This window comes from Parafrankia soli (assembly GCF_001854695.1).
Lineage (GTDB): Bacteria > Actinomycetota > Actinomycetes > Frankiales > Frankiaceae > Parafrankia > Parafrankia soli.
In genome coordinates, this window is sequence record NZ_MAXA01000268.1 from 102,485 (window position 1) to 129,061 (window position 26,577).

The following is a 26,577-nucleotide window of genomic DNA, read 5'->3' on the forward strand; positions in this document are numbered from 1 at the left end:
ACGCTCCGTGAACGCGGCGGTGGCACCTGATTCCACCGGTCAGACCCACACGGCCGCGTCGATCCTGCGCCGGGCGAGAAGGGGCCAGCTTCGCCACCTCGGCGCCTCGTCGTTCTTCCTGTCGTGCCACCAGGTGGCCGAGGCACTCGTGCCGGTCACGATCGGCCTCGCCGTCGACCGCGCGGTCGCGACCGGGGACGGCCCGTCCATGCTGTGGTGGCTGGCGGCGCTCCTCGGGCTCTTCGTGGTGTTGACCTGCGCGATGAGGTGGGGCTTCCGGGCGAACCTGCGGGCGACCCAGGGGGCCGGTCACGACCTGCGGATGCTGCTGGCCGAACGGGTTCTCGACCCACGCGGCGCCGCCGGGGCCGAGCGGATGCCCGGCGAGCTCGTCTCTCTGGCGACCGGCGACGCCCTGAAGGTCGGCATGCTGAACTACGCCACCGCGATGGCCATCTCCGGTTTCGCGGGAGTCGGCGTGGCCGTGGTCGCCCTCGTCCGGTTCTCCCTGCCGCTCACCGCCCTCGTGACCGCGGGCTCGGTGCTGCTGCTGGTGATCACGCATGTGCTCGGCCGGCCGCTGGAGCACCGCAGCGCCGCGGAACGCGCGAAGATGGCCGCGGCGACCGGCCTGGCCGCGGACCTGATCGCCGGCCTGCGGGTCCTCAAGGGCTTCGGTGGTGAGCGTCCCGCCGTCGCGCGTTACCGGTCGGCCAGCCGGGAGGCGTTGGGTGCGACCCTGCGCTCGGCGGCCGCGGAGTCGACCGTGCGGGCGGTGGCCGTCGTGCTGGCCGGTGGTCTGCTCGCCGCCGTGACCCTGGTGGCGGGGCGGCTGGCCGCCGGCGGGTCGATCAGCATCGGCGCGCTGATCACCGCGGTCGGCCTGGCGCAGTTCCTCGTCGATCCCCTCAACCGGATCACCGGCTTCGGTTCGCAGCGCGCGCAGTCGCTGGCCTCGGCCGGTCGCATCGCCGCGATCCTCGACGCCCCCCACGCGGTCGGCGGCACCCGCCAGGCCACGGCGGCCGGCCCCGGGCGCCTCCGCTTCGAGGGCTTCTCGGCCGGCACCATCCGCGGTCTCGACCTGGAGGTGGCGGCGGGCGAGTTCGTCGGCATCGTCGCCTCCGATCCGAAGGAGGCGGCGGCCCTGCTGGCGGTCCTGGCCCGCGACGCCGACCCCGAGACCGGAACCGTCCTGCTCGACGGTGAGTCCGTCGCGCAGCTGTACCCCGACGAGACCCGATCGGTCGTCCTGGTGGCCCCGCACGACGCCGAGCTGTTCGAGGGGACGGTGGCGGACAACATCCGTTCCGCGGCGCCCGGGGCGGAGTTGGGCCCGGTGGTCGCGGCGGCGGGGCTCGACGACCTCGAGGAGGTGCTCAGCGAGGGCCTGCGGACCCGGCTCCTGCACGGGGGGGTGTCGCTGTCCGGCGGTCAGCGCCAGCGGGTCGCCCTTGCCCGGGCCCTGGCGGCGGACGTCCCCGTGCTGGTGCTGCACGAGCCGACGACCGCGGTGGACTCGCTCACCGAGCTGAAGATCACGCAGGGCGTCAGACAGCTGCGCGACGGCGCGAGCACGGTCTGCGTGACCTCGAGCCCCGCCGTGCTGTCGTTCTGCGACCGTGTCGTGGTGCTCGACGGCGGCGTGATCACAACCGAGGGGACCCACGAGGAGCTCGTCGGCTCGCACCCCCGCTACCGCGAGCTGGTGCTCGCATGAGGCGCCGCCCAGGCCCGTCCGCGGGCCCGGAGCCCGAGGACGGTCTCCTCCCGAAGGCGGGAGCAGGCGAGACCTGGCGGTACGCGCTCCGCCTGCTGCGGCCCCGCTGGTACCTCGCGGTGCTCACGGTCCTGGCGCTGGCGGTCGGCGCGGCTGTCCAGCTGGTCACGCCGCGGGCCCTCGGATGGGTGATCGACGCGGCGATCGAGGGTGACCGGGGGGCGATCGTCTGGCCGGTCCAGGTCCTGGTGCTCGTCGCGGTCGCCACGGGCGTCTTCCAGGTGCTGACCAGGACGCTGATCGCGTTCGTCGCCGAGCCCGTTCTGGCGACGTTACGGGAGGAGGTGGTCGAGCGGGCGCTGCACCTGCCCTCGGGCGCGGTGGAGCGCAGTGGCGCCGGCGACCTCGTGGCGCGGATCAGCGGTGACGTCGAGGTCGTGACGACGGCGATCCGCAACATCGTGCCGACGCTGGCCATGTCCGTCTTCCTGGTGTGGATGACGGCGGTGGGCCTGGCGGTCATCGACTGGCGTTTCGCCGCCGTCGCGTTGCTGGCCGTGCCGACGGACCTCTACGCGCTGCGGTGGTACCTGCGGCGATCGGGACCGGTGTTCGCCGCCCAGCGGGTGGCCGAGGGCGCCCGTGCCCAGCAGCTGCTCGACTCGGTTGGCGGCGCGGACACCGTCCGGGCCTTCCGGCTCGGTCCCGACCACCTGCGGCTGATGGCGGGGCGGTCGGAGGAGGCGATGGACTGCTCCTTCCGGGCGATGCGCTTCCGGACGCGCTTCTGGGGCCGGATGCACCTGTCCGAGGCCATCGGCGTGGCGGCCGTCCTGGTCGCCGGCTTCTATCTGGTCCGGGACGGGTCCGTGACGGTCGGCGCGGCCACGGCCGCGGCGTTCTACTTCAGCCGCCTGTTCGAACCGGTCAACATGGTGCTGATGATGATCGACATGGTGCAGGAGGCGGGCGCGGCACTGTCCCGTCTCGTCGGTGTCGCCGGGGTGCCGCTGCCGGAGCAGCGGGAGGAGACGGTCCTCACCGAGCCGTCGATCGACCTGCGCGACGTCCGATTCGCCTACGGGGCCGGCCATGAGGTCCTGCACGGTGTCGACCTCGCCGTGCCGGCCGGGGAACGCCTGGCGGTGGTCGGTGCCAGCGGCGCCGGCAAGACCACGCTGGCCAAGCTCGTCGCCGGGCTCCACCCGCCGGCGTCCGGTGAGCTGCGGCTCGGCGGCCAGCCGGTCGACCGTTTCGGCCCGGACGAGCTGCGCCGGTCGGTGGGCCTGATCACCCAGGAGGTCCACGTGTTCGCCGGGCCGCTGATCGAGGATCTTCGGCTGGCCCGGCCGGAGGCCACCGAAGCGGACCTCGAGGGGGCGCTGGAGCGGGCGGGCGCGCTGGAGTGGGTCACCGCGCTGCCGTCCGGCATCCGGACCGTCGTGGGGAAGGGTGGCCACCGGCTCACCCCGACGCAGGCCCAGGAGCTCGCGCTCGCGCGCATCCTCCTCGTCGACGCCCCGATCGTCATCCTCGACGAGGCCACCGCCGAGGCGGGCAGCGCCGGGGCCAGGCGACTGGAGCTCGCCGCACAGCGGGCGCTGAGTGGCCGCACCGTCCTGCTGGTCGCCCACCGGTTGACGCAGGCGGCGGCGGCCGACCGGGTCGTCGTCCTCGACCGGGGCCGGGTCGTGGAGAGCGGCTCACACGACGCGCTCGTGACCGCGGGCGGTCACTACGCGCGGATGTGGTCGGCCTGGTCGTCGAACGGTGATCCCACCAAGGGTCCCGCGAGCAGCGCTCCGTCCTCGGCCTCGGCGTGAGGTCGCCGACGGGTGGGCCGACGGGTGCGTGGCGGGCCTGACGTCTGCGCTCGTGACGAGGGAGCCCGTCCGGTCGCGGCGCCCACCCCGACGTGGCCGGACGGGCCACGCCGGGGTGGGCAGGCGCGCCGGCGGGTGAGTCACCAGGCGACGGGTAGCTTCTCCGGACGGCCGATCGGCGCGGCGAGCTCGTAGCGCAGCTCCGACACCGGCACCGCCAGGCGCAGGGTGGGAACGATGTCGATCAGCGCGGAGAGCACCTCGGTCAGCTCGACCCGGGCCAGGTGCGCACCGATGCAGTGGTGCGCCCCGTGGCCGAAGGCCAGGTTCGCCACCGGCTCCCGGGTGAGGTCGAGCCGGTCGGGGTCGTCGTAGAGGTCCGGGTCCCGGTTGGTGGCGGCGAACGGGGCGATCGCGACCTCGCCGGCCCGCACGGTGAACTCGCCGAGATCGACGTCCTCGGTCGCGACCCGGGGGAAGGTCATCGACAGCGGGTGGTAACGCAGCAGCTCCTCGACGGCGTTCGGTAGCAGCGCGGGGTTGCCGACCAGCGACTCCCACTGCGACCGGTCGGTCAGCAGCGTGGTGACCGCATTGGTGATCACGCCGGCGGTCGTCTCGAACCCGCCGATGAGCAGCGTCAGCGCCAGCGAACGCAGCTCGACCTCGTTCAGCCGGCCGTCGTCGGTGTCCTGGGTGGTGATCAGGACGTCGAACAGCTTCGTCACGGGCTCTCCCGCGGCGAGCTGGGCCTGCCGTTCGCGCACCAGGCTGTCCATGTAGCCGTACAGGGCCTTCTGCCCGGCGGCGGCGGCCTCCCGGTTGGTGGCGAAGCGGAAAAGCGTCTCGCTCCACGTCCGGACGTTCTCCCGGTCGATTTCCGGAACGCCGAGGATCTGGCAGATGACGTCGACCGGCAGCGCGGCGGCCAGGGCGGCGCGCAGGTCGGCCGGGGCGTCCTTGGCGGTCATCGCGGTGACGTGCCGGCGGGCGGTCTCGGCGACCCACGGCCGGAGCTGTTCGATGCGGCGGTGGGCGAATCCGGTGGAGACCAGCCGTCGGATACGGGTGTGGTCGGGCGGATCCAGCCACAGCAGCGAGTTCGGGTCGGGAATCTGCGCCCCGGTCAGCGGGGGCCGGAACTCAAGCGTCTTCGTACGGGAGAAGCGCGGGTCGCTGAGCATCGCCCGGGCCGGGGCGTGCCGGACAATGAGCCAGATCGGGATCTGCCCGGGGCCGAAACGAACCCGTATCGCGGGCGCGCGCCGGGCGATCTCGGCCAGTGTTCCCGACGGGAGCGGGCTGAAGGTGTCCGGAAAAGGAAAGGACGGAAGATCCTGGTCCTGATCCTGAGGCACAGTCTCGGTGACCGACATGGGAGAAATGGATCCTTTCACGGTCAGGGTCAGGAAACGACGCACCGCGCACGGCCTGACGGGGGATCGCTGCCGGTGCTGTGTACGCGGGTGCCGGCCGATCTGAGGGCCGGGCGGAGACGGCCGCGCCGCCGCGCGGGCGTGACGTTGTGGTACGCGCTCGGCCCTCAGATCGGCCGGGATGTGCTCATCCGCGGTGGGTGGCGACCGCCCGCCCGGTGGTCGTGCCGGCCCGGGTCCGTCATCGCACAAACCCCCTCGAACCTGGGCAGTTGCGTCGAAATTACCCTAGCGAGGCGATCGTTGCGGGAGAGCAAGACCGCCGATTTGCCTCGGGTCAAAACATGCCAGGGCCTGGCAGCTGGTTCCCCGGCGCGGAGTCCCGGTCTGTGGTTGGCTGACGCGCCCCGGCAGAGGACCCGGTTCAGCAGTGGACCCGGCCCGGCAGTCGACGCGCCCGGCGGGAGACGTGGCCCGGCGGAGCATGCGGGCCGGGTGCCGTGACGGACCCTAAGGCGCCGTGTGCGCGAGCGCGCCGTCGATGATCGTGGCCGCGACGTGCGCGGCGTCAGGGTCGGCCAGCGCGTCGTCCAGCGGTGTTCGCAGCAGGCACAGATCCGCGGGCAGACCCGGGTGGAGCCGGCGGGGGCGGGCCGGGTCGCCGGGGCGGCCGAGGAACAGGTCGAGCGCGGTCCGCCCGTCGACCCGCTCCCCGCCGCCGAGCACCCGACCGGACGCCGTGCGCCGCTCGCGGGCGGCCCGGATGGCCCGCCACGGGTCCGGATGACCGAAGGGTGCGTCGGTGCCGGCCGCTACCGCGATCCCAGCGGCCAGCAGCGACCGGCAGGGATAGAGCCAGTCGAGGTCGTCCGGGTCGACCTCCGCGAGGTAGGCGTCCCCGCGCTCGGCGACGAAGTTCGGCTGGGTGACGACGGTGAGCCCGGCGGCGCCGACCAGCGTGGCCAGCTCCGGCGGGACGACCGCGCCGTGCTCGATCCGGTCGGCGGTGCCCGGCGGCGGCGGGCCCGCGTCGCCGATCGCGGCGAGGGCCACCACGAGCTGGACGCGGGTCACGCAGTGCACGGCCACCGAGGCGCCGGCCCGGTGCGCCCACCGGACACGCTCGGCGAGCGCGTCCGGCGGTGGCAGGTTCGTGTCATCCAGCATGATCTTCACCGGGCCGGGTGAGATCCCGTCCGGGAGGGCTGGTCCGCCGTCCAACGGCCGCATCAGCGTCAGACGCTGCGGCAGCGCGCCCGAGGCGACGGCGTCGGCGAGCGCGGCGGCATCGGAGGGCCGCCGTTGCGGGGTGGCGTCGGTGAAGCCGGTGACACCGACGGCGAGGGCGGCCCGGCCCACCGCGCCGAGATCGGCCGGAACACGCGGAACCCTGCCGGCCAGCCAGCCGTCGAGCCGCCACAGCCGCCCCGTGGGAACCGCGTCGGGCGTCCGTTCGACGCCCTCGACGTCCAGAAAGGACTCCGGGCCCAGGCCCACCGCGCGCAGACCGGCCGAGTTGAGCACCCACAGTGCGCCGCCCCGGTGCTGCACCCGGGCCGGGACGTCGCCGGTGAGCGCGTCCAGGGCCACCCGGTCGAGGTCCCCGGCGACGGCCGGATGATAGCCGACCCCACGGAGCCAGCCGCCGGCCGTCCCGGCGCGCGCCGCGGCGGCGGCCGTCCGCAGCCGGTTCGCGAAATCCCGTGGCCCGGTGATCTCAGGCGGGCCCAGCACGACCGATGACGCGGCCGCGGCCAGCGACATCAGGTGGATGTGGTGGTCGTGCAGGCCGGGGAGCAGGGCCCCGCCGACGGCGTCGAGCTCGTCCTCGCCACGCTGCCGGGCGAGGCGCTGCCCGGGCGGCCCGATCTCGGTGACGACCCCGCCGCCGATCCGGACGTCCACCAGCCCGCCCGCCGGCCGCCCACCGCGGCCCAGGACAGCCTCGGCGCGTCTGACCAGCACGGGATCACCTCGGGGCGCGGGGGAGCGGCAGCCCGAGAGTACGGTGCGCGGGCCCGTGCCCGGCACGACGGCACGGGACGGGCCTAACGTGGGCGCCGTGGATGTTCGTCAGGACCAGGCGGGGGCCCACCCGACCGGGCGGGGGAGTACGACGATCGTCCCCGGCGTCGCTGCCCCGGATGTCGCCGCCGCGGATGTGGCTGTCCCGGAGATCGATGTCCTGGAGCCGGAGGAGGCGCTGCTCCTGCTGCGCGCCGATCCCGAGATGTTCGCCGCGCACACCGGACGGCCGCTGCTGGCCGTGCGCGCCCACGGCCCGCTGGCGGTCGAGGTCGGCGAGCTCGCCCGCTGGCTGCCGTGCGTGCTGGTGGGTGTCGCGCCGGATCTCGCCGATCTCCCCCCGGGCATCGAGTCGGCCGGCTACGACGTGCTGCTGACCGGCGAGGCCACGCCGCCCGCCCCGTGGGTCGGCCCGCTGCGGCCGGGCGACGGGTTCACGGCCGCCCTCGGCGCGATCGCAGCCATGACCCGTGCCGTCCCCGGCGCCTGCGTGGCGTTCACCCAGCTGGTGCGGTACTCGGCGGGGATCGACGTCCGCGACGCCGTGATCGCCGAGTCGTTCACCTACTCGACGCTGCAAGGCGGCCCCGAGTTCGCCGCCTGGCTCGCCGGGCATCGTGCCGCGCGGGAGCGTCGCGAGGCCGGGGCCGCCACCGCGCCGGTGCGTGCCGAGCCCATCGGCCAGCCCACGGAGCCGGCGGTTCTCGTCGAGCGGGACGGCGACGAGCTGTGGGTCGTGCTGAACCGGCCGCGCGTGCACAACGCGGTGAGCCGCGATCTGCGGGACGGCCTCGCCACCGCGTTCGCCCTGGCCGGGGCCGACCCGACCGTCGCCGAGGTGCGGCTGCGGGGGGCCGGCCGCTCGTTCTGCAGCGGCGGCGACCTCACCGAGTTCGGCTCGCTGCCCGACCCGGCCCGCGCCCACGCGGTGCGGACCACCCGCAGCATCCCGCTGTCGCTGCTGCGCTGCGCGCGCCGGGTCACCGCGTACATGCACGGGACCTGCGTGGGAGCCGGGGTGGAGGTCCCGGCCTTCGCCCGGAGGGTGATCGCCGATCCGGCGACCACCCTCCGGCTGCCCGAGCTCGCGATGGGGCTGGTGCCCGGCGCGGGTGGGACGTCCAGCGTCGTGCGCCGGGTCGGTCGGGAGCGCGCCGCGTTCCTGTCGCTGACCGGCTGGCCGCTGGACGCCGCCACCGCGGCGAACTGGGGCCTGGTTGACGAGGTCCGCCCAGTGCGCGGAGACGCCCGCCCTCCGGTGTGATCGCCCAGGTCGCCGCGCGGCGAGTTGGGTGACGACCTCCCGTCCCGGGTTAACTCCGCCCCTGTCGGGCAGAGGTGGGGGCAGGCCTGACCCCACCGAAGCGGACGAAGGGCTCGGTCCATGAGCGTCGAACACCCTGTGGTGGACGTGGAGAACGCGAACGTGGAGATCTTCTACCGATGCCGGCGATGCGGCCGTGCGTGGGAGCGCTCGTTCGGTGTCACCCGCTGGTTCGACGACGACGGCGGCCTCGTCGAGGTCTACCGGTACAACGGGGTCCCGGTCCCCTCGCCTCGCGGCGGTCCGCCGTGCGCGTTCTGCGGCAGCCTCACGGTCGACTGGGCCGAGACCCCGCTGCCGCCCGCGGTGGAACCGCCGTCAGCCCTCGGCCTGCCGCGGCCGGTACACGCGGTGCCCTGGCCGTCCTGGCGGACCTGGCCGCGCGACGAGTGGCCGCAGCGGCGCACCGCCTTCCCGTTCCTGCTGCCGCTGCGCCCCCAGCTGCACCCCCGGACCTTCCGTTTCCCGTAGGACTTCGGTGCGTGTCTCCGCCCACGGAACGTCGGCGGGCCGCCCGTTCACGGAATGCCCTCCGCCGTCCGCCCTTCGCTGACGACCGTCGCCGACCAGCCGCGGTCAGGACGCCATCGCCACCGCCGCGTCGAGGTTCGCCATGCCCACCCGGACCTGCGTGGCGCGCGGGTCGGCGAGATTTTCGAAGATCCGCAACGCCCTGCTCCATGCCTGGTGGGCGGCAGCCGGATCGGAGAGCTGGAGGTAGATCTGTCCCAGCAGGGCGAGGACGCGTGCGCTGGTGTGACGGTCGCCGATCTCGCAGCAGACCGCCAGCGAGCGGCGGCACGAGGTGGCCGCGTCCTCGTGGCTTCCGTAGGCCAGGTAGTCCTCGGCCAGGCCGAGGTGCGCCAGCCCCACTCCCCACAGGTCACCGAGGTCCGCCAGGATGGCGGCGCTGCCGCGGTGGCAGGCGACCGCCCGTTCGGGGTGGTGCAGCCTGCGCAGGGCCCGCCCCCGCTCGATCTGGGTCAGGGCGTAGCCCCAGAGGTTCCCGGCCTCGGTGAAGATCTTCTCCGCGCGGCGGTGGTGGACGATCATCTGGTCCGGTCCGTGCACCTGGCCCAGGCCGAGCAGGCTGCACGCCTCACCCCATGGGTCCGCCGTCTCCTGCCGGATCGCCGTCGCCTTCTCGATCAGGTCGACGGAGCGGCCGAGCAGGCGTAGGTCGCGATAGGCGAGGCCGGCGCTCAGCAGGAGCGCGGCCTCGCCGGACCGCTCGCCCAGGTGCCTGGCGGAGACGAGGCCGATCTGGGCGGTCGTGATCCAGTCCGTCCAGCGCTTGCTGAGATGGAGATAGCCGGTCAGACCGGCCGCCAACTGCCAGGCGATGGTGTGCTCGGCCGTGCAGGCGGCGACCCGGACCGCGGTCACGAGGTTCGCGTGCTCGGCCGAAAACCAGGCCGACGCGTCCCCGTAGCTGGCGAAGCCCTCGCGGGGGAACTCGGCCACGCCCGTACCCGGGACCTGCCGACGGCCGTAGGGATGCAGCACGTCCTCGGCCGCGATCGCCGTCTGCAGATACCACCCGAGGAGCCGGGCCAGGGCCTCCTGCCGCTCGGCGTCGGTGTGCTGGGCCCGGGCCACCGTGCGCCCGAACACCCGCACGGCGGGGGGCAGCCGGTGCCGGCCCGGGGCGGGGCTCTCCAGAAGCCGCAGATCGGTCAGGATGCCCAGCTCACGCCGCACGATCTCCACCGGCCGGCGCAGCATGGCACCCGCCGCCGCCAGTGGCAGGTCGTCTCCGTCCCATCCGCTGAGCAGGCGCAGCGCCCGCGCCGGGTCCGGATCGGTGGCCGTGCGCGGTGCCGGCAGGCTCCCGTAGCGGGCGGCGACGCCCTGGCGGACCTCGGCTGCCGGGGCGTCCACGGTCGACAGGACGGGCGGTCCGGGCCGGGCGGACGCCCCGGGCGGGGCCGGTGGCGGAAGGGTGCCGGCTGGTGGCGACAGGGTGTCGGCCGGTGGCGGGAGGGTGTCGGCCGGCGGCGGGAGGGTGTCGGCCGGCGGAGTCCCGGGCGTGCCCGGCGGGGGCAGGCGCGCGTGGACGTCCGCCGTGGGCAGGAGATGCGGGTCGTCGGCCAGCATCAGGCCGTGCAGGCGCTGGAGCCCGCGGCCGGGATCCACCCCGAGCTCATCCCGCAGGATCCTGCCGACACGGCGGTACGCCTCGAACGCCTCGGCCTTGCGGCCGCAGCGGTACAGGGCGCTGATCAGCAGCTCCCAGGGGTGCTCCCGGATTCTGGTCTCCTCGACGAGGCGCCGGAGACCGGGCAGGGCGATGTGGTGATCGCCCAGCATCACCTGGGCGGTCAGGGCCAGCTCCCGCAGCCGCAACCGGGCCTCGGCCAGGTGCGGTGTCTGTTCGCACCGCAGCCGCTCCACCGGCACGTCACAGAACGGGTCGCCGCGCCAGAGCGCCAGCGCCTCGCGGGCGTCGCGGCCGGCACGGGTCCAGTCCGCCCGGTCGGCGGCCTCCTGCGCCCGTCCGGCGAGATCGGCCAGCATGACCAGGTCGACCTCCAGCCCGTCCCGGAGCTCGATCACATAGCCGGGGGAACGGGTGACGAGGTGCCCACCCACCGCCGGCCCCAGCAGCCGGCGCAGCCGGCTGAGGTAGTTCTCCAGCGTCTTCTTGGCGGACGGTGGTGGCGAGCCGTCCCAGAGCAGGTCGGCTAATCGGTCCGTCGAGACGACGGTGCCCGCGTCGACCAGCAGCGCGGCCAGCACACCGCGTTGCTTCGCGGCGGAGACCGGGATCGGGCGGTCGTGCCCGTCTCGGACCTCGAGCGGGCCGAGCAGCTGGAACCGGGGGATCCCGCCGGCCTGGTCCGTTCCGGCTGTCTTCAACGGTCCTCCAGGGCGATCGGGTGATCTGACCGGGATGGATGCCCTTGGCGCGTCCCGAGGCGCCGCCGCTAGCACGGCAGGGCCTCCCAGGCCCCGGTACCCAGATCCGGCCGGCAGTGGATGTCGGACGGCCGGGAGCTGTGTCGAGGTGGTCCCCCCTCGCACGCGTCGAGACCGTCGATCGCACCCGCCGGGCAGGTGTCCGCGGGGGCCTGCGTGGCTCGGGCGGCCCAGGCGGCGAGATCCAGGGCGAACAGTGTGTCCCCGGTGCCGGCGACCTGCCTGCTGGCGGTCAGCAGCACTTCCGCCCAGGCCGCGTCATCCGCGTGCGCCCGGCCGGAGCGGGCCGCCGGTGCGCCGGCGCGCAGGCGGTGTGCCTCCAGGGCCAGCCGCATCCCGGCCGCGGCGTCGGTGGGCAGGACGGCCGTGGCGAGCCGCGCCAGCAACCCTCCGACACCGGGCGGCCCCATGCCCATCGTGGCGCCGGTCGCCGTGCCCGCTGTCGTCTCGGGTGCGTCGACGGTGACGCCTTCGTACCAGGTCAGGGCGGTTCGGTCGGCCCGTGCGCGCACCAGCGCCGCGCGCAGCAGCTCGGCGCGACGGCCATCGCCACCACAGCGGGGCACCACGCGCAGCGCGTCCTCCAGGCCGGTGGCGAGATCCGGCGGGTTCGGTGAGGAGAACCGCCGCTCCAGAACGGTCGCCGGCGCCGAGGCGCCGAGGTTGGCGGCCGCGGCCGCCAACCGGGCGGCCCGGCCCTCCTCGCCGGCCCCGCGGGCCTGCCGGATGACGGCCGCCACCCGGCAGGCCCGGGCCAGGTAGCCCACGTGGGGGGAGGTACGGGGCAGGCCGGGGCCGGCCACGCCGGCCGGGCCGAAACAGCTCAGGTAGCCGCGCACGGCGCGGTCGGCGGCCGCGACCGCCATGTCCGGGTCCCCGAACGCGCCGAGGACGTCGCTGCCGAGCGCGAGGGTCCGGGCCTCATCGGGGCCGTCGGCCCCGTCGGCCCCGTCGAGCACGTGGCGGGCGCGCAGCGCCGCCTGCGCATCCGCCAGCGCGGACGCGCCGCAGCCCCGCTGGGCGTGCAGGACGGCGCGCCGGGCGTACACGTCGGAGATCCACCCACCCGCCGCCGGTACGCGCCCGGCGAGGGTCGCGTACGCCCGCTCACTGTCCTCGAGTGCCCGTATGGCCTCGCCGTCACTGCCGGCCCGATGCAGCAGGGCTGCCAGGTCATACAGGACGCCACCGAGCAGCTGGGCTCCGCGCACGTCCCCGGGGGATTGTGCGTGGAGCACGCGCGCCAGCCGGCCCGCGCTCGACTGGAACGCGATCGCCAGGTGCAGGTCACCGCCGCGTCCCGCGTCCCGCGCGCCCCGCAGGAGCGCCGTTATCTGTTTTTCTCGCGGTGGCCGTCTTCGTTGGTGGTTCCGAAACAACCTGGTCTGTCCTCACGTCGCCAGTCAGGGCGGGGCTCTGGAATCCCGTATCCGCGCAGCGGCGGCCGCCGCCCGCCGGCGATGCCCACCGGCGGACAGAGGTGCCGGCCGATCCGCGGCAGGGTCCCACTTTTCCCCGCTGCCATTGCCGGTCGATTCATTGCCGTCCGTGAAACGTTTTTCTCGCCAACTCGATTAGGAGTTTGGATTGCGGGTGGAGACTTGTCAACACACTACGTTTGGTTACATTCGGCGCGAGATCTTCCGCGCTGCCCGTCACCGTTCTTCGTCGAGATCGGCGTTGCTGTGTCCGGCGTGGCGGGCGGGAAACTGGGAAGTACGGGTTTCTCACCTGCGCGGACGGGTTCTCGTGGAAACCGCCGGCGGCCGGGAACGAATCCGGTTGTTCCGGCGGGATCACGTGTCCGGCGAATCAGGCCGTCACAATCGGTCGCGGTGCCGGAGTGAGGTCGGCCGGTGCCGTGGCGAAGCCGGCCGGGGCCGGCGGGGCCGGCGGGGCCAGCATCGTCGCGAGCGCGCGGCGTGCGGTGGCGACGAGGTGCTCCGTGCCTGGAAGGCAGTCGGCCAGCGACGCCTCCAGAAGATTCAGGTCCTTCGTCAACAGCGCCACGAACGTTTCGGGGGGAGGGCCGCCGTGCCCACCGATGGGCGGGCCGCCCGGGATGGGGAGCGATCGCGCGTTCGCGCTGCACTCCTGCAGGGCCACCCGCACCCCGTCCGGGTCAAGGCCCAGTGCGCCCGCCGCCCGAAGCGCCTCGACGGCGGCGCTGCGGTGCACGATGAACAGCGCGTTGTTCACCAGCTTCGTGAGCTGGGCGCTGCCCACGTCACCCGTGTACACCACGGTTCTCCCGAACAGCTCGAAGACAGGCGCGCACCTGTCCACATCCCGCCGGTCGCCGCCGGCCAGGACCACGAGCTGACGGCCCGACTCGTCGGGCGCACCGTTGCTGACCGGGGCGTCGAGGACTCTAATGCCACGTCCGCGGGCCCGGGCGGCGAGATCGACGCAGGTCCGGGGCGAACAGGTGCTGTGGATGACGACGAGGCCGCCCGACCGCATCGTCTCCAGCAGCCCTCCCGGCCCCGCCACGACCGTCCGGACGTCCTCGTCGGAGTAGACGCACACGCTCGCGACGGTGACGCGGCGGCCCAGCTCCGCCAGCGTCCCCGCGACGCTCATCCCGGCGGGCCGGAACTGCTCGGCGCGGTCCGTCTGCGTGTCGTACACGACGAGGTGCCGGCCGGCGGAGGCACAGCGCCTGACTATCTGGGAACCCTGATGCCCGAGGCCGACGAAGCCGTAGGTCTCGTTGGCCAGGGACGAGTCTCCCTGCGGGGCGGCCAGCATCACGTGCGTCTCCTCAGCGGTGGAAGGGTTCGGTCCGCGGCGGTCAGCGCGAGTCGTCCTGGAACAGGACGTCCCGCAGCGTCTCGGCGGCCCGCGCGGGGATGTGCCTGCTCACCTCGTCGAGAACGTCCCGCAGGTCCGCCACGGAGAGGTCCGTCGATTCGAGGGCCGAGCGGACGTGGTGGCGCAGCGCGTGGAACGTCTGCGCGGTCGCGCAGACGCCGATCGAGATCAGTCGTCGCTCCCGTACCGTCAGGTGCGGCCGTCGCCACACCTGCCCGAACACGAACCCGAGCATCCCGGCCTGGACGAACGGCGTGTCCCGGCGCGGGGCCTCGAGCAGGTTCACCGTGCGGAAGGCGTCCTCGCCCGCCCGCAGCCGTGTCTCCCAGCTCTCCGGGCCCAGCGACGCGGTGTCGAGCAGCGGCCAGGGCGTGATCTCCTCGCCTCGCTCGGACCGCAGCCGGGCCCACTGGCGCCGGATGACGGCCTCGGCCTCCGAGCCCCGCGGCCAGCCGGCGTACACGGCGTACTGCAGTACGAACTCCTGCAGTTCCGCCAGGGTGATCTCGTCCCGGTCGAGTACCTCGAGTACCCGCTCGGCGAGCGTGTCGGCGGAGCCGGCCGAGGCGAGGCACACCAGCTCGACCCAGCGGCGGCCCTTCGTGTCGAGGCCCTGGCGATCCGTTCCTGTGATGGTCATGTCCGTCCCTCTGTCGACGACTGCGGGGCGTGCGCCGCCCCGTCCCGGCTTCCGCCGGCCGGCCCGCGTCCGGCCGGCCGGCGGGGACACCGCATGGGGGCTAGCCGGACGAGGCCGCGACCAGTGGCGCCGGGCGGTCGGCGATCTCCAGGGCGACGGGGCGGTTCGCCTCCGGCACCGGCGTCGGTTCGGTCCGCTCACGGAACGCCCGCTTGAGCGTCTTGCCGGTGACCCCGATCGGGAACTCGTCCCACGGCACGATCTCCACGGCCACCAGGTGTTCGGCCGGGGTCAACAGCGCGTTCAGCTCGTCGCGCAGCTCCCGTGCGGTGGTCGAGGCGCCGGACCGCACCGCCACCGCCGCGGCGGGCAGCTGGCTCCCGTCAGGCTGACGGGCGGCGTAGACGCAGGCGTCGAAGACCGCCGGGTGCCGGTGGACGCGTTCCTCGATGGGAAGGCTGTAGACCTCTCCCACCCGCGTGCGGATGACGTCGACCTCCCGGTCGAGCTGGACCACGTGGCCGCCCGACCAGCGGGCCACGTCGCCGGTGAAGAACCAGCCGTCGCGGACGGCCTCGTAGGTGAGCGAGTGGTTGTTCCAGTAGGCCTCGAACAGCGTCCTCCCGCGGACCTCGAGCCGGCCCACCTCTCCGCGCGGGACCACCCTGCCGTCCCGGGCGATGCGGACCCGGGGCCCGAAGGGGGTGGAGTGCCGCCGGCCGATCCGGCGCTCGTAGCGACGGGTGAACCGGCTGTAGTAGCGCAGCACCGACGGGGTGCCGACCTCGCTCGAGCCCTGCGCGTCCAGGTAGACCGAGCCCCCCATCGGCAGGCCCAGCCGGCGGAACGTGCCGCCCACCCGGACGCAGGGCCTGATCATCTCCTCGTGCGCGGCGTCGGCCGTACTCGCCCAGAACCGCATGGCGCGCAGGTCGTGCGCCGCGAGCGGGACCTCCTTGAGCTGGGTGTAGGTGATCGGAAAGCCGAAGAAACCGGTGTAGCGGCCGCTGGCCAGCTCCTGGACGGCCCGCGGCGCGTCGAAGTCGAGGCCGGTCGCCCGCGTCCAGTGGGTCCGCACACCCAGCAGGAGCAGACTGTGGAAGGTCATGATGACCGCTTGGTGGTTGTTGGGCACCGCGAAGTAGCCCTTGTCCCGCTGTGGCGAGACGTGGACGTAGCACAGCCACCCGCGGATGGCGCGGGCCTGCGGCCCGTTGCGCAGGATCACCGCCTTGGGGAACCCGGTGGTGCCGGAGGTGTGGACCAGGTAGAGCGGTTCCCGCCGGCCGCGGCGGACGGCGGGGGCGGGCCGCTCGACCGCCGCGAGCAGCTCCTCGATCCAGTGGACGGCCGGCACCCCGGCGCGTTCCAGCGCGGCGGACAGCTCCCGGACGTCTGTCTCCGGGGTGTCGCCGGCCCGCCCGACCAGGACGACCGTGTCGACCCCGTCCGGAGCGCCGCCCTCGCGCAGGACGCGCAGCAGCGTCGGGACGTCGGCCAGCAGGATCCGGGCGTTGACGTTGAGCAGGTAGGGCGCGACCTTGTCGGCGGCGAAGGCGCCGTTCATGGGGCAGGCGACCCCGCCTGCGCGCACCACCCCGAGATGAAGGAGGTGGATGTCGAAGTGGTTCCGCTTGAGGATGGCAACCCGTTGGCCGTGGCGCAGACCGAGGGCGGACAGGGCCGCGGCGACGCGGCCGGCCGTGGTCTGGACGTCCCGTGCCGTCCAGCTGTCCGGGCCGGGCCCGCCCGTGCCACCGGGCTGGGGCACGGACCACGAGCACGGCTCGTCGCTGGTGAAGAGAACCCGGCCGCGATGGCGGCGGGCCGCCCGGTCGGGGATCCGCTCCAGCGATATCGGTCCCAGTGCGAGTCGCAGCCGTCGGGGTAGCGCGACCGACGTGCAGACGAACGCCGTGTAGGCGGCGAGGACTCCCAGGACCACGACTAAGGCGACGATCATCGGCGCTCCTGACGGCCGGAGGGTGAGACGACGAAGCGGTGTTTGTGTGAGGTGGTTTGGTGGCGCAAGGTGGCCAAACGGGTGCTATGTGGCCATGTGGCGGGTGGTGGCGCGGCGGCGTTGGTGCGGTGGTCAGGAGACCTGCTGGACGGGACGCCGGTTCGGGAGCGACGCGGCGATGCCGTCCCACAGYGCCGCGCGGGCCCGCAGGCAGTCCCGCACCACGGCCGCGCACTCCCGCCACCGCTCCCGGTCGTCGCCGGCGAGGGCCACGAGCATCTCCATCGCCATGGGGGTGTGCTGCTCCCCGTCGACGGCCACATGCCGGGACAGGTAGTCCCGGAAGGCCGAGAAGTCGACGTCGCCGTCGAGGACCTGGGTGAACATCTCCGGTATCAGGTCCTCGCGCCCGAAGGCGAACGCGGCGGCCAGAGAGTGCAGTGGCGCGGAGCCCAGCAGGTCCCAGGTGAGGCGTACGAACCGCGCGGCCGGCGCCGGCACCCGCGCGCGGGAGACCGCCTCCGGCACGGGGGTACCGGCGGCCAGTTCGGCGAGGAATCGCTCGATGGGCCCGGTGTCCGCCCCGGCCTCCGCCATCGCCTGGAGATACAGCTCGAAATGGCTGATGTAGGAGTCGCCGTACTCGTCGCTCTCCTCGACGAGGACGATCTCGTTGATCAGGCGGCGGCAGTTCCGGTGCGGGGTCGGCACCCACGGCACGTCGACACACGTGAGCCYGCGTTGCAGGGTCTTCAGCAGGGACATGAAATCCCAGACCGCGAACACGTGGCTGGTCATGAAGGTCGTGACGTCGTCCGGCGTCACCAGGCGGCCGTACACGGCATGCGTGAGAACGTCGTCCCGGGCCGGGGTTATCTCCTCCTTGAGCCACCGGACCGACGGATGGGCGCCACCCCAGGAATAGCGACTCGGCACGGGTCATCCACCTTTCGACGGCCTGAGGAACCGGCCGTCCGCGGCCGTCCGTCGACCGGACGGCCCGTGGGGGACCGGTGGGAGCAGGTTTCCCGTCTCCGGTAGCGCACCGGTAGCGTGCCGGCAGCTTCCTGCCGCTACTTGGCATGGGGCCGGGGCGGCCGGCGCGGGCGCATGGGCGCCGCGCCGGCCGCCCCGGTTCGGACGGCACCGTCAGGGCCGCTGCTTCGGGTCCTCCCCGGAAGGCGGGTAGCCCTCGCGGTAGCGGCGCCCGTCCGGTGCGTAGCGGACGGGCGCGGCCAGCGCCGCCTCGCCGTAACGCCGCCGGTCGGCCAGGTGATCCCGGACGACGAAGACCAGCGGCACGGCGAACATGACGGCGAGCAGGGCGACCGCGATCAGCAGGCGGCCCCATTCGAACTCGGGATTCATACGGCTCCTGGAACGTCCAGAGGAGCCGCTCCACGGTCCGGTGACACGGGGACGCGTAGCAGGACGCGTTCAGTGGGCTACGTGGCTGTTCAGCGGGTTACGTGGCTGTTCAGCATGCTGCGACGCGGGTGTCAGCGGGCGTGGAGTCCGTTCCCCTCGGGGCAGTCGGTCGCGTCACGCGTAGGCGGGCGCCCTCGGCGGCGCGCGCGGGCCGGGGCCGCCGCGATGCTCGAACGGGGTGCGCCCGGCGGAACCCCGGCCCGGCACCAGCCAGGCGGCACCCACCGCGAGAACACCCAGCGCGGCGCCCAGCGCGAGGAGCTGGTGGTCCGAGCGCTGCTGCTGGCCGACCATCGGCGGCCGGCCGTCGAACCAGGCACGTCCGAGATCCGTGGGGATCGGCGCGGCCGCGGTCGAGGCGCTCGACAGGGTGCCCGGGGACGCTGACGTGCTCGGGGCCGCCGGCCCGTCGGCTGTCACGGCCGCCGGGGCGATCGCGGCGATGTCCGCTGACCAGCCCGCCCCTGCCGCGGCCTGGCTCAGAGCGTTCGGCGTGGCGCCGACCAGCCCGAGCACCGCCAGCAACGCCGCCCAGAGCAGCGAGGCGCGGACGGAACGGCGGGCCGGCATCAGCCGAGGGTAGCCGCCGGCGCTCACGGCCGGCCCGGGCGCGGTGGTCGTCCGCCCGCGGGCTCGGCGCGCAGCAGCCTGGTCACCGAGCCGTACCGCCGGGCGACGTCCGACTCCTCGGGGAAGTACTGCACGAGCCCGGCCCGGGTGCTCCCACCGGGCCCGGTGGGAGCACGGTCGGACAGGTCGACCGGCTGGTCGCGGCGCCGGTCCGCGGCCCGCAGCACCGCACGTGCCTCGCGTTCGGTGAGCCAGGTGATCCGGCGCCCGCCCGCGTTCGGACCCGCCCGCGGCCGCAGCAGCACGGCGGCTCCGGGCTGGGGCTCGACCTCGCCACCGCCGGACCCCGACGCCGCGAGCTCCGGATGGGCGAGCAGGAGATCACACGGGTCGATCGCGACGATGCGGGCCCGGCCCCCGGTCGCCCCGACCGGTACGTCCCGGGCGAGGGCCAGGGCGGTGAGCACGGCCTCAGCCTCCTCCGGCCGGACCCACCCGGCATGGCGGTATCCGTCCGGGACGGCGTCCCCCGCCCCGACAGGCGGCCCCGTTCTGCTCGGTCCCGGGTGCGCTGGTCCGGTGGCGGTGCTCTCCCCGGGCGGCTCGGGCCGCTGGTACGGCACCCCGGGCGGGACGCCCGGGGTGCCGAGATCCGCGATGCCCGAGCCCCCCGGGCCCGTTGAATCAGGCGGGGTACCGGGGCCGGCCGGCCGGAGCGGGGCGGTGGGCGCGTCCGGGGATCCGGCGTTCGGCTGGGTGTCCGGCGCGATCCGCGCCGTCGGGACCGTCGGGACCGTCGGGGCGAGCGGCGTCCAGCGCATCTCCTCGGCTGGGTCTGGCGGCGTGGGGCTCGCCGGTGCCGGGCGGATGCCCATCTGGTCGAGACGCTGCCACAGCCCGTCGAGGGTGCGGGCGGGGTGCCGGTAGAACTCCGAGCCCCTGATCCGCCAGAAGGTCCAGCCGAGCCGCTCGAGAATGCGCTGGCGGCGCAGGTCGGCCTCCCACTGCTCCGGGCCGTGGTAGCGGTCCCCGTCGCACTCGACGGCGATCCGGGCGCTTTCGCCCTCGATCACCAGGTCGATGCGGAAGCGCCCCACCGGATGCTGCGGGCGCACCCGGAACCCCCGGGCGAGGATCTCGCGCAGCACCGCCCGCTCGAACTCGCTCTCGCACAGGTCCTGCAGCCGCGCCACCTCGTCGGGGGCCCGGGCGGCGTACATGTACTCGATGAGCTGGCGGCGCACGTCGTCGTCGCGCAGCGTCTCCGCGGCCACGGTGTGGAAGACCCAGAGCTGGTCACGGGCCCGGCTCGCGGCCACGTTGACCCGCTGCATGTCGCGCCGCCGGGTGGCCGCCGAGCGGTTGTCGTCGGCGACCACGGACACGAAGATGACGTCCCGCTCGTCCCCCTGGAACTGGTACGGGTCGCCCACCCGGATCCGGCGGCGGACGTACTCCTCCTCCCCGAGCTTCTCGACCAGGCTGTGCTCGATCAGCCGGGGCTGGCCCGCGCCGAGCAGGGTGACGACGCCGAACGTCATCCCGTCGTAGGCCGGGTCGGCACAGCAGTCGACGATCTGGTCGACGACGGCGGCCGCCTCCACCGCGTTGGCGTCGCCGAACCTGCCCGGTGCCCGCCCGCCGCCGGCCACCCGGACCGGCCGCAGTGCCGGGCCGACCGTGACCTCGGGCGTCTCCCGCAGCGGCAGGATCTGGTGGTCGTAGAACCGGTTGGAGAAGCCGATGATCTCCGGCAGGCAGCGGAAGTGCTCCTTGAGCACCACGGTGCGCGGGAACACCCGCGTCGCGGTGTCGTAGAGGCTCGCCTCGACGTCGAGCAGCGAGCGGTGCGCGACGTCGGGCAGGTGGTCCTCGATCAGGGCGAAGACCCGGTCGCGGGGGATGCCGACGGCCGACGGGCTGGTCTGCTGGTCGTCGCCGACGACGACCGCCTTGCGGCCCAGGCTGAGCACGCCGAGCGAGAGCACGTCGCACTGGCTGGACTCGTCGACGATCACGACGTCGAACGGGTCGTTCACCCGGGGGTCGAAGCTCTCCATCACCCGGTGGATCGGCATGATCCAGATTGGGACGGCGCCCATCGCCTCGGTCATGTGGCCGCGCGCCTCGGCCCGCCAACGCCCCGCGAACCGGCCCGTCCCCTTGCCGATGCGGCTCAGCGCCTGCACCCACCCGGTGAGGGCCTGCCGCTGCTCCGGCCCGAGATTGTTCGCCAGCGCGAGACGGGCGGAGCGGCGGGCAACCTCGAGGACGAGTCGGCGGACGCTCTCGGTGGCATCGTCGAGACGCCGCTGCAATGCCGGGACGTCGGCGCCGGAATGGAGGTCGTCGAGCCAGGTCTCGGCCTGCCGCCACCGCCACAGCCCGGCGAGCTGTTCCGGATCACCGCAGGTGGTGGGATCGCCTAGGTCGGCGAGGATGAGCCCGGCCCAGCGGGGGGCCACGGTGGCGAGCCGCTCCGCCAGCTCGGCGCGCCGGTGGGCCGCCGGGCGCAACGCACGCAGCCGCGCCGACTCCTCCAGCGCCCGCGCCCAGGCGTCGAGATCCCGACTCCGCAGCGCGTCGGTCAGCTCCGACCACAGCACACTCGCCTCGGGCGTGTGCCGGCCGATCCGCAGCAGCTCGGCCAGGTCGGCGAGCTCGGTCTCGGCCGCGCGCTGGGCTATCCGTGCCCCGGCGAGCTCGAGCAGTTCGGCGTGACGGAGCAGGTCCGAGGACGTCGGGCGGACGGGCAGCGCCGGGAAGAGCGCTCGCAGCCGGCCGGCCAGCGCCGGGCCGGGGCCGGAGTCCCAGGTGAGCGCGGCCGCCATCGCGGAGCTCACCGCGTCGAGCGCGGGCAGCGCGGCGAACACCCCGGCCTCACCGCCGCCCCCGGGCCCCTCGGCCAGGGGAGGCGCGCCGAGCTGGACGGCCATGTCCGCATGGCGGGTGAGCGCCGCGGCGGACCGCACCCGCCCCTCGATCACCGCGGCCGCGATGTCGAGGTCGGCGACCGTCTTCGCCGGATAGCCGTCGACGATCAGCCGCTCGGCGAACTCCCGTAGCTCCCGCCCACCGAACCGGGGCAGGCCGCGCCCGCCGGCGAGGCGCTCGCGCAGCTCGCCGAGCAGCCGGAGCTGGTCACGGGGGTCACCGCCCGGCACCTGCGCGGTGTGCCCGAACACCCGGACGCGCAGGGCGTGCAGCGCGGTGACGGCCGCCGCGAGCTCGGCCGCCTGGCCGCGCCAGAAGTCGGCCAGGCGGGGCGAGGAGGCGCACTGGTCGCGCAGGGCCACCAGCCACGGCTCCTCGACCGCGCGCAGCGCCGCGACGCCGGCCAGGGTCTCGGCGCGCAGCCGGGCGAGCCCAGCCTCGCCCAGCTGATCGACCGCGATGGCGGTGAGCCCGGCGCGCTCCGCCTCGGCCACGCCGGAGCCCAGCTCGTCCAACCGCTGGAACAGCGCGGACAGCGGCGTGGCGCCCGGCAGCGCCGTCGGGTCCGGCAGCGGCCGGCCCGCGGCCGCTGCCTCCTCGGGGGAGATCTGCCGGGCCAGCGCGACCAGGTCGACCAGCTCGCCCGGCCGCAGGGGCGGTGGCGCCACCGGGTCGAGCCGGTCGGGGACGAGCCCGAGTTCGTGCTCGTTGCGCGCGAGCCACTCGGAGACGTCCGCCGCCCGGGCCCGGCCGTGTGGCAGCTCGAACTCGTGCTCCTCGCCGCGCAGCAGCTCCACCAGCTCGAGCTCCAGCGCGCGGGTGCGGGAACGCACCGCGTCCAGCTCGGCGGCGAGCCCGGCGACCTGACGGGTCTCGGCGCGCAGGTCGACATCGGCGACGGCGGCCTGGATCTCCACCACCGAGGCGCGCAGCTCCTCGATGTCGGCCTGGCTGGAACCGAGAACGGCGACCGAGAGGTGCCGCAGCTCGGCGGGGATCTTCTCCCGCAGGACCACCAGCGCCTGTTCGTCCTGCGCGGTCACGAGCACGCGGCGCCCGTGCGCCACCAGGTGACACACCAGGTTGGCGATCGTGTGGCTCTTGCCCGTGCCCGGCGGGCCCTGCACGGTGACGCCACGGGACGTCGCCAGCTGGGTCGCCACCCGCTCCTGGTCATCGTTGGTCGGCAGCGGCATGAGCAGCCGTGCCCCTGTCGCCGCCCAGCCGTCGTCGGCTCCGCCGCTGATCGGATCCGGGTTCCCGCCACCGGCGAACTCGCCGCGGGCCTCCTCGAGTGCCTCGGTGACCAGCGCGTCCGGCGCGACGACGGCGGCGACCGCCTCGGGCAGGAAGTCGAGCTCGGCCATCGCCTCGCGCAGCTCGCTGTAGAAACGCGCGCCGGTGGCGGGCCGCGGCCGCAGGAACAGCACCCACGTGTCGACGACACGGGCGTCCGGCCCGGGGGGCGGCAGGTCCGGCCCGGGCAGGACGGCGGCGTCCAGACCGAGCGGCGCGACCAGCTGATCGTGGATCTCGGCGAGCTCGGCCGGATCCCACACGTCCGGCGGGTCCGCGCGCAGCCGGTCGCGCAGGCCGGGCAGCGACCGGAGTTCCGGTGCCTCCAGCCCCCGCACCGGATCGGTCTCCAGCACGGTCGAACCGTCCGGCGACACCCGGATGAGGCCGGTGTCCTGGTCGACCTCCACCTGCACGGGGGTCACCAGCAGGGGGTGTTCGACGATTACCTGCTCGCCACCGGCCGCGGCCGGCTGCCAGCTCAGCACCGAGTGGCCCCAGACGAGCTGCAGCCCGGCGGTGTCGGCGGCATGCCGCAACCGCAGGTCGAACAGCCTCTCGTAGAGCTGCCGGGCGGCGTGGGCCGCCCGGGCCGGCGCCGCCCAGGGCTGCCAGGAGTCGTGAACCCACCGGGCATGGGCGCGGGTGACGGCGGCGGGATCCTCACCGCGCCCGGCCGCCCGCTCGGGCAGATCGACCGGCAGCGCCGGTGGCGCGTCCGGCAGCACCTCCACCCCGCCGATGTAGGGATACAGCTCCCGGGGGACCCGTGGCGGCTCCGGGGCGGCGACCTTGCCGACCTCCAGCCAGCTCGCCCGCGTCTCGCCGGGGCCGAGCCGCACGGCCGCGTGCACCGGCACGTCACGCGGCAGCACCGGCACCGGCGTGTACTCGGCCAGGCGGCGGCGCGGCGCACCGCGCAGGTCGGTGGCGAGCGCGGCCAGGTAGTCGAGCAGGCGGAGCGAACGGCTCTTGACCAGGTCGAGGGCGGACATCGGACTCCTCCGGCGGGTGGGTCAGGTGGCGCGGAGCGCCCCGTCCGCCCGCACGGGCCGGGCTGGCGGGACACCGCGACGATACGGCGCCGCACCGACAGAACCGTCGCGCAGGCCGCCGCCGGGTCGGGTGCGCACGGCGACCTGCCCACATATGCTCCGCGGGTGCTCGCCCGCCTGATCGGCCTGATCGCCGCCCGATGACCGGCTACCTGCGCGACGCCGACGAGATCTACCGCCTGTCGTTCGCGACGATCCGGGCCGAGGCGGACCTGACCGGCCTGCCCGCCGACCTCGCCCACGTCGTCGTACGCATGATCCACTCCTGCGGGATGGTCGATCTCGTCCGTGACATCGCGTTCTCTCCCGGGGTGGCCGCCGCGGCGCGGGCCGCACTCGTCGGCGGCGCGCCGGTGCTCTGCGACACGGCGATGGTCGCCGCCGGGGTGATCCGCCGCCGGCTGCCCGCGGACAACCCCGTCATCTGCACGCTCTCGGACCCGCGGGTCCCGGAGCTCGCCCGGCACTCGGGAACCACCCGCACCGCCGCCGCGGTGGAGCTGTGGCGCGGCCGCCTCGACAGCGCGGTGGTCGTCGTCGGCAACGCCCCGACCGCGCTGTTCCGCCTGCTCGAACTGGTCGAGGACGGAGCCGGCCGGCCGGCCGCCGTCGTCGGGGTGCCGGTCGGTTTCGTCGGGGCGGCGGAGTCCAAGCAGGCCCTGGCCGCCCACCCGAGCGGGCTCGAGCACCTCGTGGTGCACGGCCGGCGCGGCGGCAGCGCGATGGCCGCGGCGGCCGTGAACGCCCTCGCCCGCGACGCGGACTGACCGGACCGGTGGCGACGGAATCGGGTTCCGACCCGGTGCTGGAACCGCGAGGTGCGTCCGCGCCGGGGACCGCGGGCGAGCGGTCGGGCCGGCGGTCCGGCGCCGACCGCGGCACGCTGAGGTACGGCTGGACCACCGGCGCCTGCGCGACGGCGGCGGCGACGGCCGCCTATACCGCCCTGCTGACCGGCGAGTTCCCCGATCCGGTGACCATCACCCTGCCTGGCGGGGCTCGGCCCGCGTTCGCGCTGGCCCGCGAGTGGCTCGGGCCCGACTCGGCCACCGCGGCCGTGATCAAGGATGCCGGGGACGACCCCGACGTCACACACGGCGCCGTCGTGACGGCGTCCGTCCGCCGCGGAGCGCCGGGAACCGGCGTGGTGTTCCGCGCCGGCGCGGGAGTGGGCACGGTGACCAGGCCGGGCCTACCGCTGGCGGTGGGGGAGCCGGCGATCAACCCGGTGCCCCGCCGGATGATGCGCGCCGCCGTCGCCGAAGTCGCCGCGGCACACGGCGGCGGCGACGTCGAGATCGCGATCGGGGTGGACGGCGGAGCGGAGCTCGCGACGCGCACCTGGAACCCGCGGCTGGGAATCCTCGGGGGGCTGTCGATCCTCGGCACCACCGGAATAGTCGTCCCCTATTCCTGTTCTGCGTGGATAGACAGCATTCGCCGTGGCATCGACGTGGCTCGTGCGGCGGGCCACCGGCATGTGGCCGCGTGCACCGGCAGCACCTCCGAGCAGGTCGCCCGCGACCGGTACGGCATCCCCGACGACGCCCTGCTCGACATGGGTGACTTCGCCGGCGCCGTGCTCAAGTACCTGCGGCGTCACCCGATCCCACGGCTGACGGTCGTCGGCGGGGTCGGCAAACTGGCGAAACTCGCCGCCGGACACCTCGACCTGCATTCCGGCCGCTCACGCGTCGACCTCGCCGGCCTCGCCGCGCTCGCCCGCTCCGGCGGAGCGGGCGAGGATCTTCAGGCCGCGATCCTCGGAGCCAACACCGCCCTCGGAGCGCTGCGGGTCTGCGACGACGCGGGGATAGCACTCGGTGATCTCATCGCCGCCGACGCCCGCAGGACCGCCTGCGAGGTCCTGCGCGAGGCGTCCGTGACGGTCGACGTCCTCGTTATCGACCGGGCCGGAACGGTGGTGGGGCATTCGGACGGGACCTGCTGACCGGTGGCCGAAACCAGATTGACCGCCCGCAGAACCGGATTGCGGCCCGCGGCGAATTCCGGCGGAATTCGCCGCGGGCCGACGGCTGGACCGTCGACTATGCGGCGACGAGGTGAACGGCGGCCGCGTGATGGCAGGGCTTTCCGTACAGCCCGGCGACGCAGGTGCAGTGCCCGGTGACGGCGGTTCGATAGGTGGCGCCGCGATGGCCGACGGTGAGCCAGACCCGGCGACCGCGCAGCGGGGTGAGGCCGCCGAGCTCCAGCAGCTCGAGAGCATCCTCAAGCTGCTGGTCGGAGTAGCCGGTGAGGGTCGGCACGGTGAGGCGGATGTGGCGCGTGCACCCGGGCCCGAGCCCCACGGCGACGCTGAGCGGGCTGGTGAGCGCGCGGCCGCAGCGCAGGCACAGGGTGGGTGTGGCCACGGGGATGGGGGCGGGAGTGATGGGAACGGTCATGTCGGCTCCCCTCGGAGTGCGTACCCAAATGATATCTTCCGGTACCTCGTCGGGCGGGAATTCCCGGAATTATCCACCATGATTTCCTGGCCCGCGCCGGCCGTGCGTCCTGCTCCTTGGAAGAAGGCCGGCCGGGGAAACGGGGAACCGAGAGCGCGGTCGGGTGGAGTTCCTTCTGCGCCGCATGAGTGATTGTCGGGCCGCATCCAGCCCGCCGCGAGAATCCCGGGGCTCGAGGCCGACCCCGACAATCGCCCGCGACGCCGGGAGCGGGCGGCGCCT

Annotated in this window: 18 protein-coding genes; 6 read left to right on the plus strand and 12 right to left on the minus strand. The window is 74.4% G+C overall.

The genetic code is table 11. The annotated features are described in order from the left end of the window. Window positions 1-7: 7 nt before the first annotated feature. Window positions 8-1,720 carry an ABC transporter transmembrane domain-containing protein gene (locus tag BBK14_RS31975; protein WP_071066917.1) on the plus strand — a complete coding sequence of 571 codons (1,713 nt, stop codon included), beginning with the start codon at window positions 8-10 and terminating at the stop codon, window positions 1,718-1,720. Next, a complete protein-coding gene (locus BBK14_RS31980; protein WP_071066871.1) occupies window positions 1,717-3,543 on the plus strand; it encodes an ABC transporter ATP-binding protein in 1,827 nt (608 codons plus the stop codon). The genes BBK14_RS31975 and BBK14_RS31980 overlap by 4 nt, the downstream gene beginning before the upstream one ends. Window positions 3,544-3,683: 140 nt before the next feature. Here BBK14_RS31980 and BBK14_RS31985 read toward each other — a convergent pair whose 3' ends face one another. Then, window positions 3,684-4,919, minus strand: coding sequence for a cytochrome P450 (locus BBK14_RS31985; RefSeq protein ID WP_071066872.1), 1,236 nt, complete (start codon window positions 4,917-4,919; stop codon window positions 3,684-3,686). A gap of 510 nt (window positions 4,920-5,429) precedes the next feature. Then, complete coding sequence (locus BBK14_RS31990; protein ID WP_071066873.1) at window positions 5,430-6,884, minus strand: amidohydrolase family protein; 1,455 nt, start codon at window positions 6,882-6,884, stop codon at window positions 5,430-5,432. 88 nt (window positions 6,885-6,972) lie between these two features. On the opposite strand from BBK14_RS31990, the gene BBK14_RS31995 reads away from it, so the two are divergent. Next, window positions 6,973-8,208 (plus strand): enoyl-CoA hydratase/isomerase family protein, encoded by a 1,236-nt coding sequence (locus tag BBK14_RS31995; RefSeq protein ID WP_083391392.1) that lies wholly within the window; start codon window positions 6,973-6,975, stop codon window positions 8,206-8,208. Window positions 8,209-8,328: 120 nt separating this feature from the next. Then, window positions 8,329-8,739, plus strand: a complete 411-nt coding sequence (locus tag BBK14_RS32000) for a hypothetical protein (RefSeq protein ID WP_071066874.1) — start codon at window positions 8,329-8,331, stop codon at window positions 8,737-8,739. Window positions 8,740-8,844: 105 nt separating this feature from the next. Here BBK14_RS32000 and BBK14_RS32005 read toward each other — a convergent pair whose 3' ends face one another. From BBK14_RS32005 to BBK14_RS32045, 9 genes are all read right to left on the minus strand, one after another. Further along, the gene (locus BBK14_RS32005) at window positions 8,845-11,127 is read right to left on the minus strand and encodes an AfsR/SARP family transcriptional regulator (RefSeq protein WP_071066875.1); all 2,283 of its coding nucleotides are present in this window, start codon (window positions 11,125-11,127) and stop codon (window positions 8,845-8,847) included. Between the two features lie 68 nt (window positions 11,128-11,195). Beyond that, window positions 11,196-12,566 (minus strand): hypothetical protein, encoded by a 1,371-nt coding sequence (locus BBK14_RS32010; RefSeq protein ID WP_071066876.1) that lies wholly within the window; start codon window positions 12,564-12,566, stop codon window positions 11,196-11,198. A gap of 433 nt (window positions 12,567-12,999) precedes the next feature. Continuing rightward, window positions 13,000-13,938 (minus strand): NAD(P)-dependent oxidoreductase, encoded by a 939-nt coding sequence (locus tag BBK14_RS32015; protein ID WP_071066919.1) that lies wholly within the window; start codon window positions 13,936-13,938, stop codon window positions 13,000-13,002. 43 nt (window positions 13,939-13,981) lie between these two features. Next, window positions 13,982-14,641 (minus strand): carboxymuconolactone decarboxylase family protein, encoded by a 660-nt coding sequence (locus BBK14_RS32020; RefSeq protein WP_071066877.1) that lies wholly within the window; start codon window positions 14,639-14,641, stop codon window positions 13,982-13,984. A gap of 100 nt (window positions 14,642-14,741) precedes the next feature. After that, window positions 14,742-16,604 carry a class I adenylate-forming enzyme family protein gene (locus BBK14_RS32025; protein ID WP_071066878.1) on the minus strand — a complete coding sequence of 621 codons (1,863 nt, stop codon included), beginning with the start codon at window positions 16,602-16,604 and terminating at the stop codon, window positions 14,742-14,744. Between the two features lie 132 nt (window positions 16,605-16,736). Next, complete coding sequence (locus tag BBK14_RS32030) at window positions 16,737-17,540, minus strand: DUF3050 domain-containing protein (RefSeq protein WP_071066879.1); 804 nt, start codon at window positions 17,538-17,540, stop codon at window positions 16,737-16,739. A gap of 213 nt (window positions 17,541-17,753) precedes the next feature. Next, window positions 17,754-17,972, minus strand: a complete 219-nt coding sequence (locus BBK14_RS32035) for a hypothetical protein (RefSeq protein ID WP_071066880.1) — start codon at window positions 17,970-17,972, stop codon at window positions 17,754-17,756. A 174-nt stretch (window positions 17,973-18,146) separates the two neighbouring features. Then, window positions 18,147-18,629, minus strand: coding sequence for a hypothetical protein (locus tag BBK14_RS32040; RefSeq protein WP_241832017.1), 483 nt, complete (start codon window positions 18,627-18,629; stop codon window positions 18,147-18,149). After that, entirely contained in the window at window positions 18,626-23,827 is a 5,202-nt protein-coding gene (locus BBK14_RS32045) for an AAA domain-containing protein (RefSeq protein ID WP_071066881.1), read from the minus strand. Before BBK14_RS32045 ends, BBK14_RS32040 begins: the two co-directional genes overlap by 4 nt. Before the next feature lie 200 nt (window positions 23,828-24,027). Between BBK14_RS32045 and BBK14_RS32050 the strand changes: the two genes are divergently transcribed. Together BBK14_RS32050 and BBK14_RS32055 are read left to right on the plus strand one after the other, a co-directional pair. Next, complete coding sequence (locus BBK14_RS32050) at window positions 24,028-24,654, plus strand: precorrin-8X methylmutase (RefSeq protein ID WP_071066882.1); 627 nt, start codon at window positions 24,028-24,030, stop codon at window positions 24,652-24,654. Window positions 24,655-24,662: 8 nt separating this feature from the next. Beyond that, window positions 24,663-25,838, plus strand: a complete 1,176-nt coding sequence (locus BBK14_RS32055) for a cobalt-precorrin-5B (C(1))-methyltransferase (protein WP_241832018.1) — start codon at window positions 24,663-24,665, stop codon at window positions 25,836-25,838. A 97-nt stretch (window positions 25,839-25,935) separates the two neighbouring features. Here the strand turns inward: BBK14_RS32055 and BBK14_RS32060 are convergent, their stop codons facing one another. Beyond that, window positions 25,936-26,295, minus strand: a complete 360-nt coding sequence (locus BBK14_RS32060; protein WP_071066883.1) for a DUF6011 domain-containing protein — start codon at window positions 26,293-26,295, stop codon at window positions 25,936-25,938. Between the last annotated feature and the right edge of the window lie 282 nt (window positions 26,296-26,577).

Coding starts and splice junctions, on each gene's coding strand:
- BBK14_RS31980 (WP_071066871.1), top strand. CDS start 1,717: ATGAGGCGCCGCCCAGGCCCGTCCGCGGGCCCGGAGCCCGAGGACGGT.
- BBK14_RS31985 (WP_071066872.1), bottom strand. CDS start 4,919: ATGTCGGTCACCGAGACTGTGCCTCAGGATCAGGACCAGGATCTTCCG.
- BBK14_RS32000 (WP_071066874.1), top strand. CDS start 8,329: ATGAGCGTCGAACACCCTGTGGTGGACGTGGAGAACGCGAACGTGGAG.
- BBK14_RS32015 (WP_071066919.1), bottom strand. CDS start 13,938: ATGCTGGCCGCCCCGCAGGGAGACTCGTCCCTGGCCAACGAGACCTAC.
- BBK14_RS32020 (WP_071066877.1), bottom strand. CDS start 14,641: ATGACCATCACAGGAACGGATCGCCAGGGCCTCGACACGAAGGGCCGC.
- BBK14_RS32025 (WP_071066878.1), bottom strand. CDS start 16,604: ATGATCGTCGCCTTAGTCGTGGTCCTGGGAGTCCTCGCCGCCTACACG.
- BBK14_RS32035 (WP_071066880.1), bottom strand. CDS start 17,972: ATGAATCCCGAGTTCGAATGGGGCCGCCTGCTGATCGCGGTCGCCCTG.
- BBK14_RS32045 (WP_071066881.1), bottom strand. CDS start 23,827: ATGTCCGCCCTCGACCTGGTCAAGAGCCGTTCGCTCCGCCTGCTCGAC.
- BBK14_RS32050 (WP_071066882.1), top strand. CDS start 24,028: ATGACCGGCTACCTGCGCGACGCCGACGAGATCTACCGCCTGTCGTTC.
- BBK14_RS32060 (WP_071066883.1), bottom strand. CDS start 26,295: ATGACCGTTCCCATCACTCCCGCCCCCATCCCCGTGGCCACACCCACC.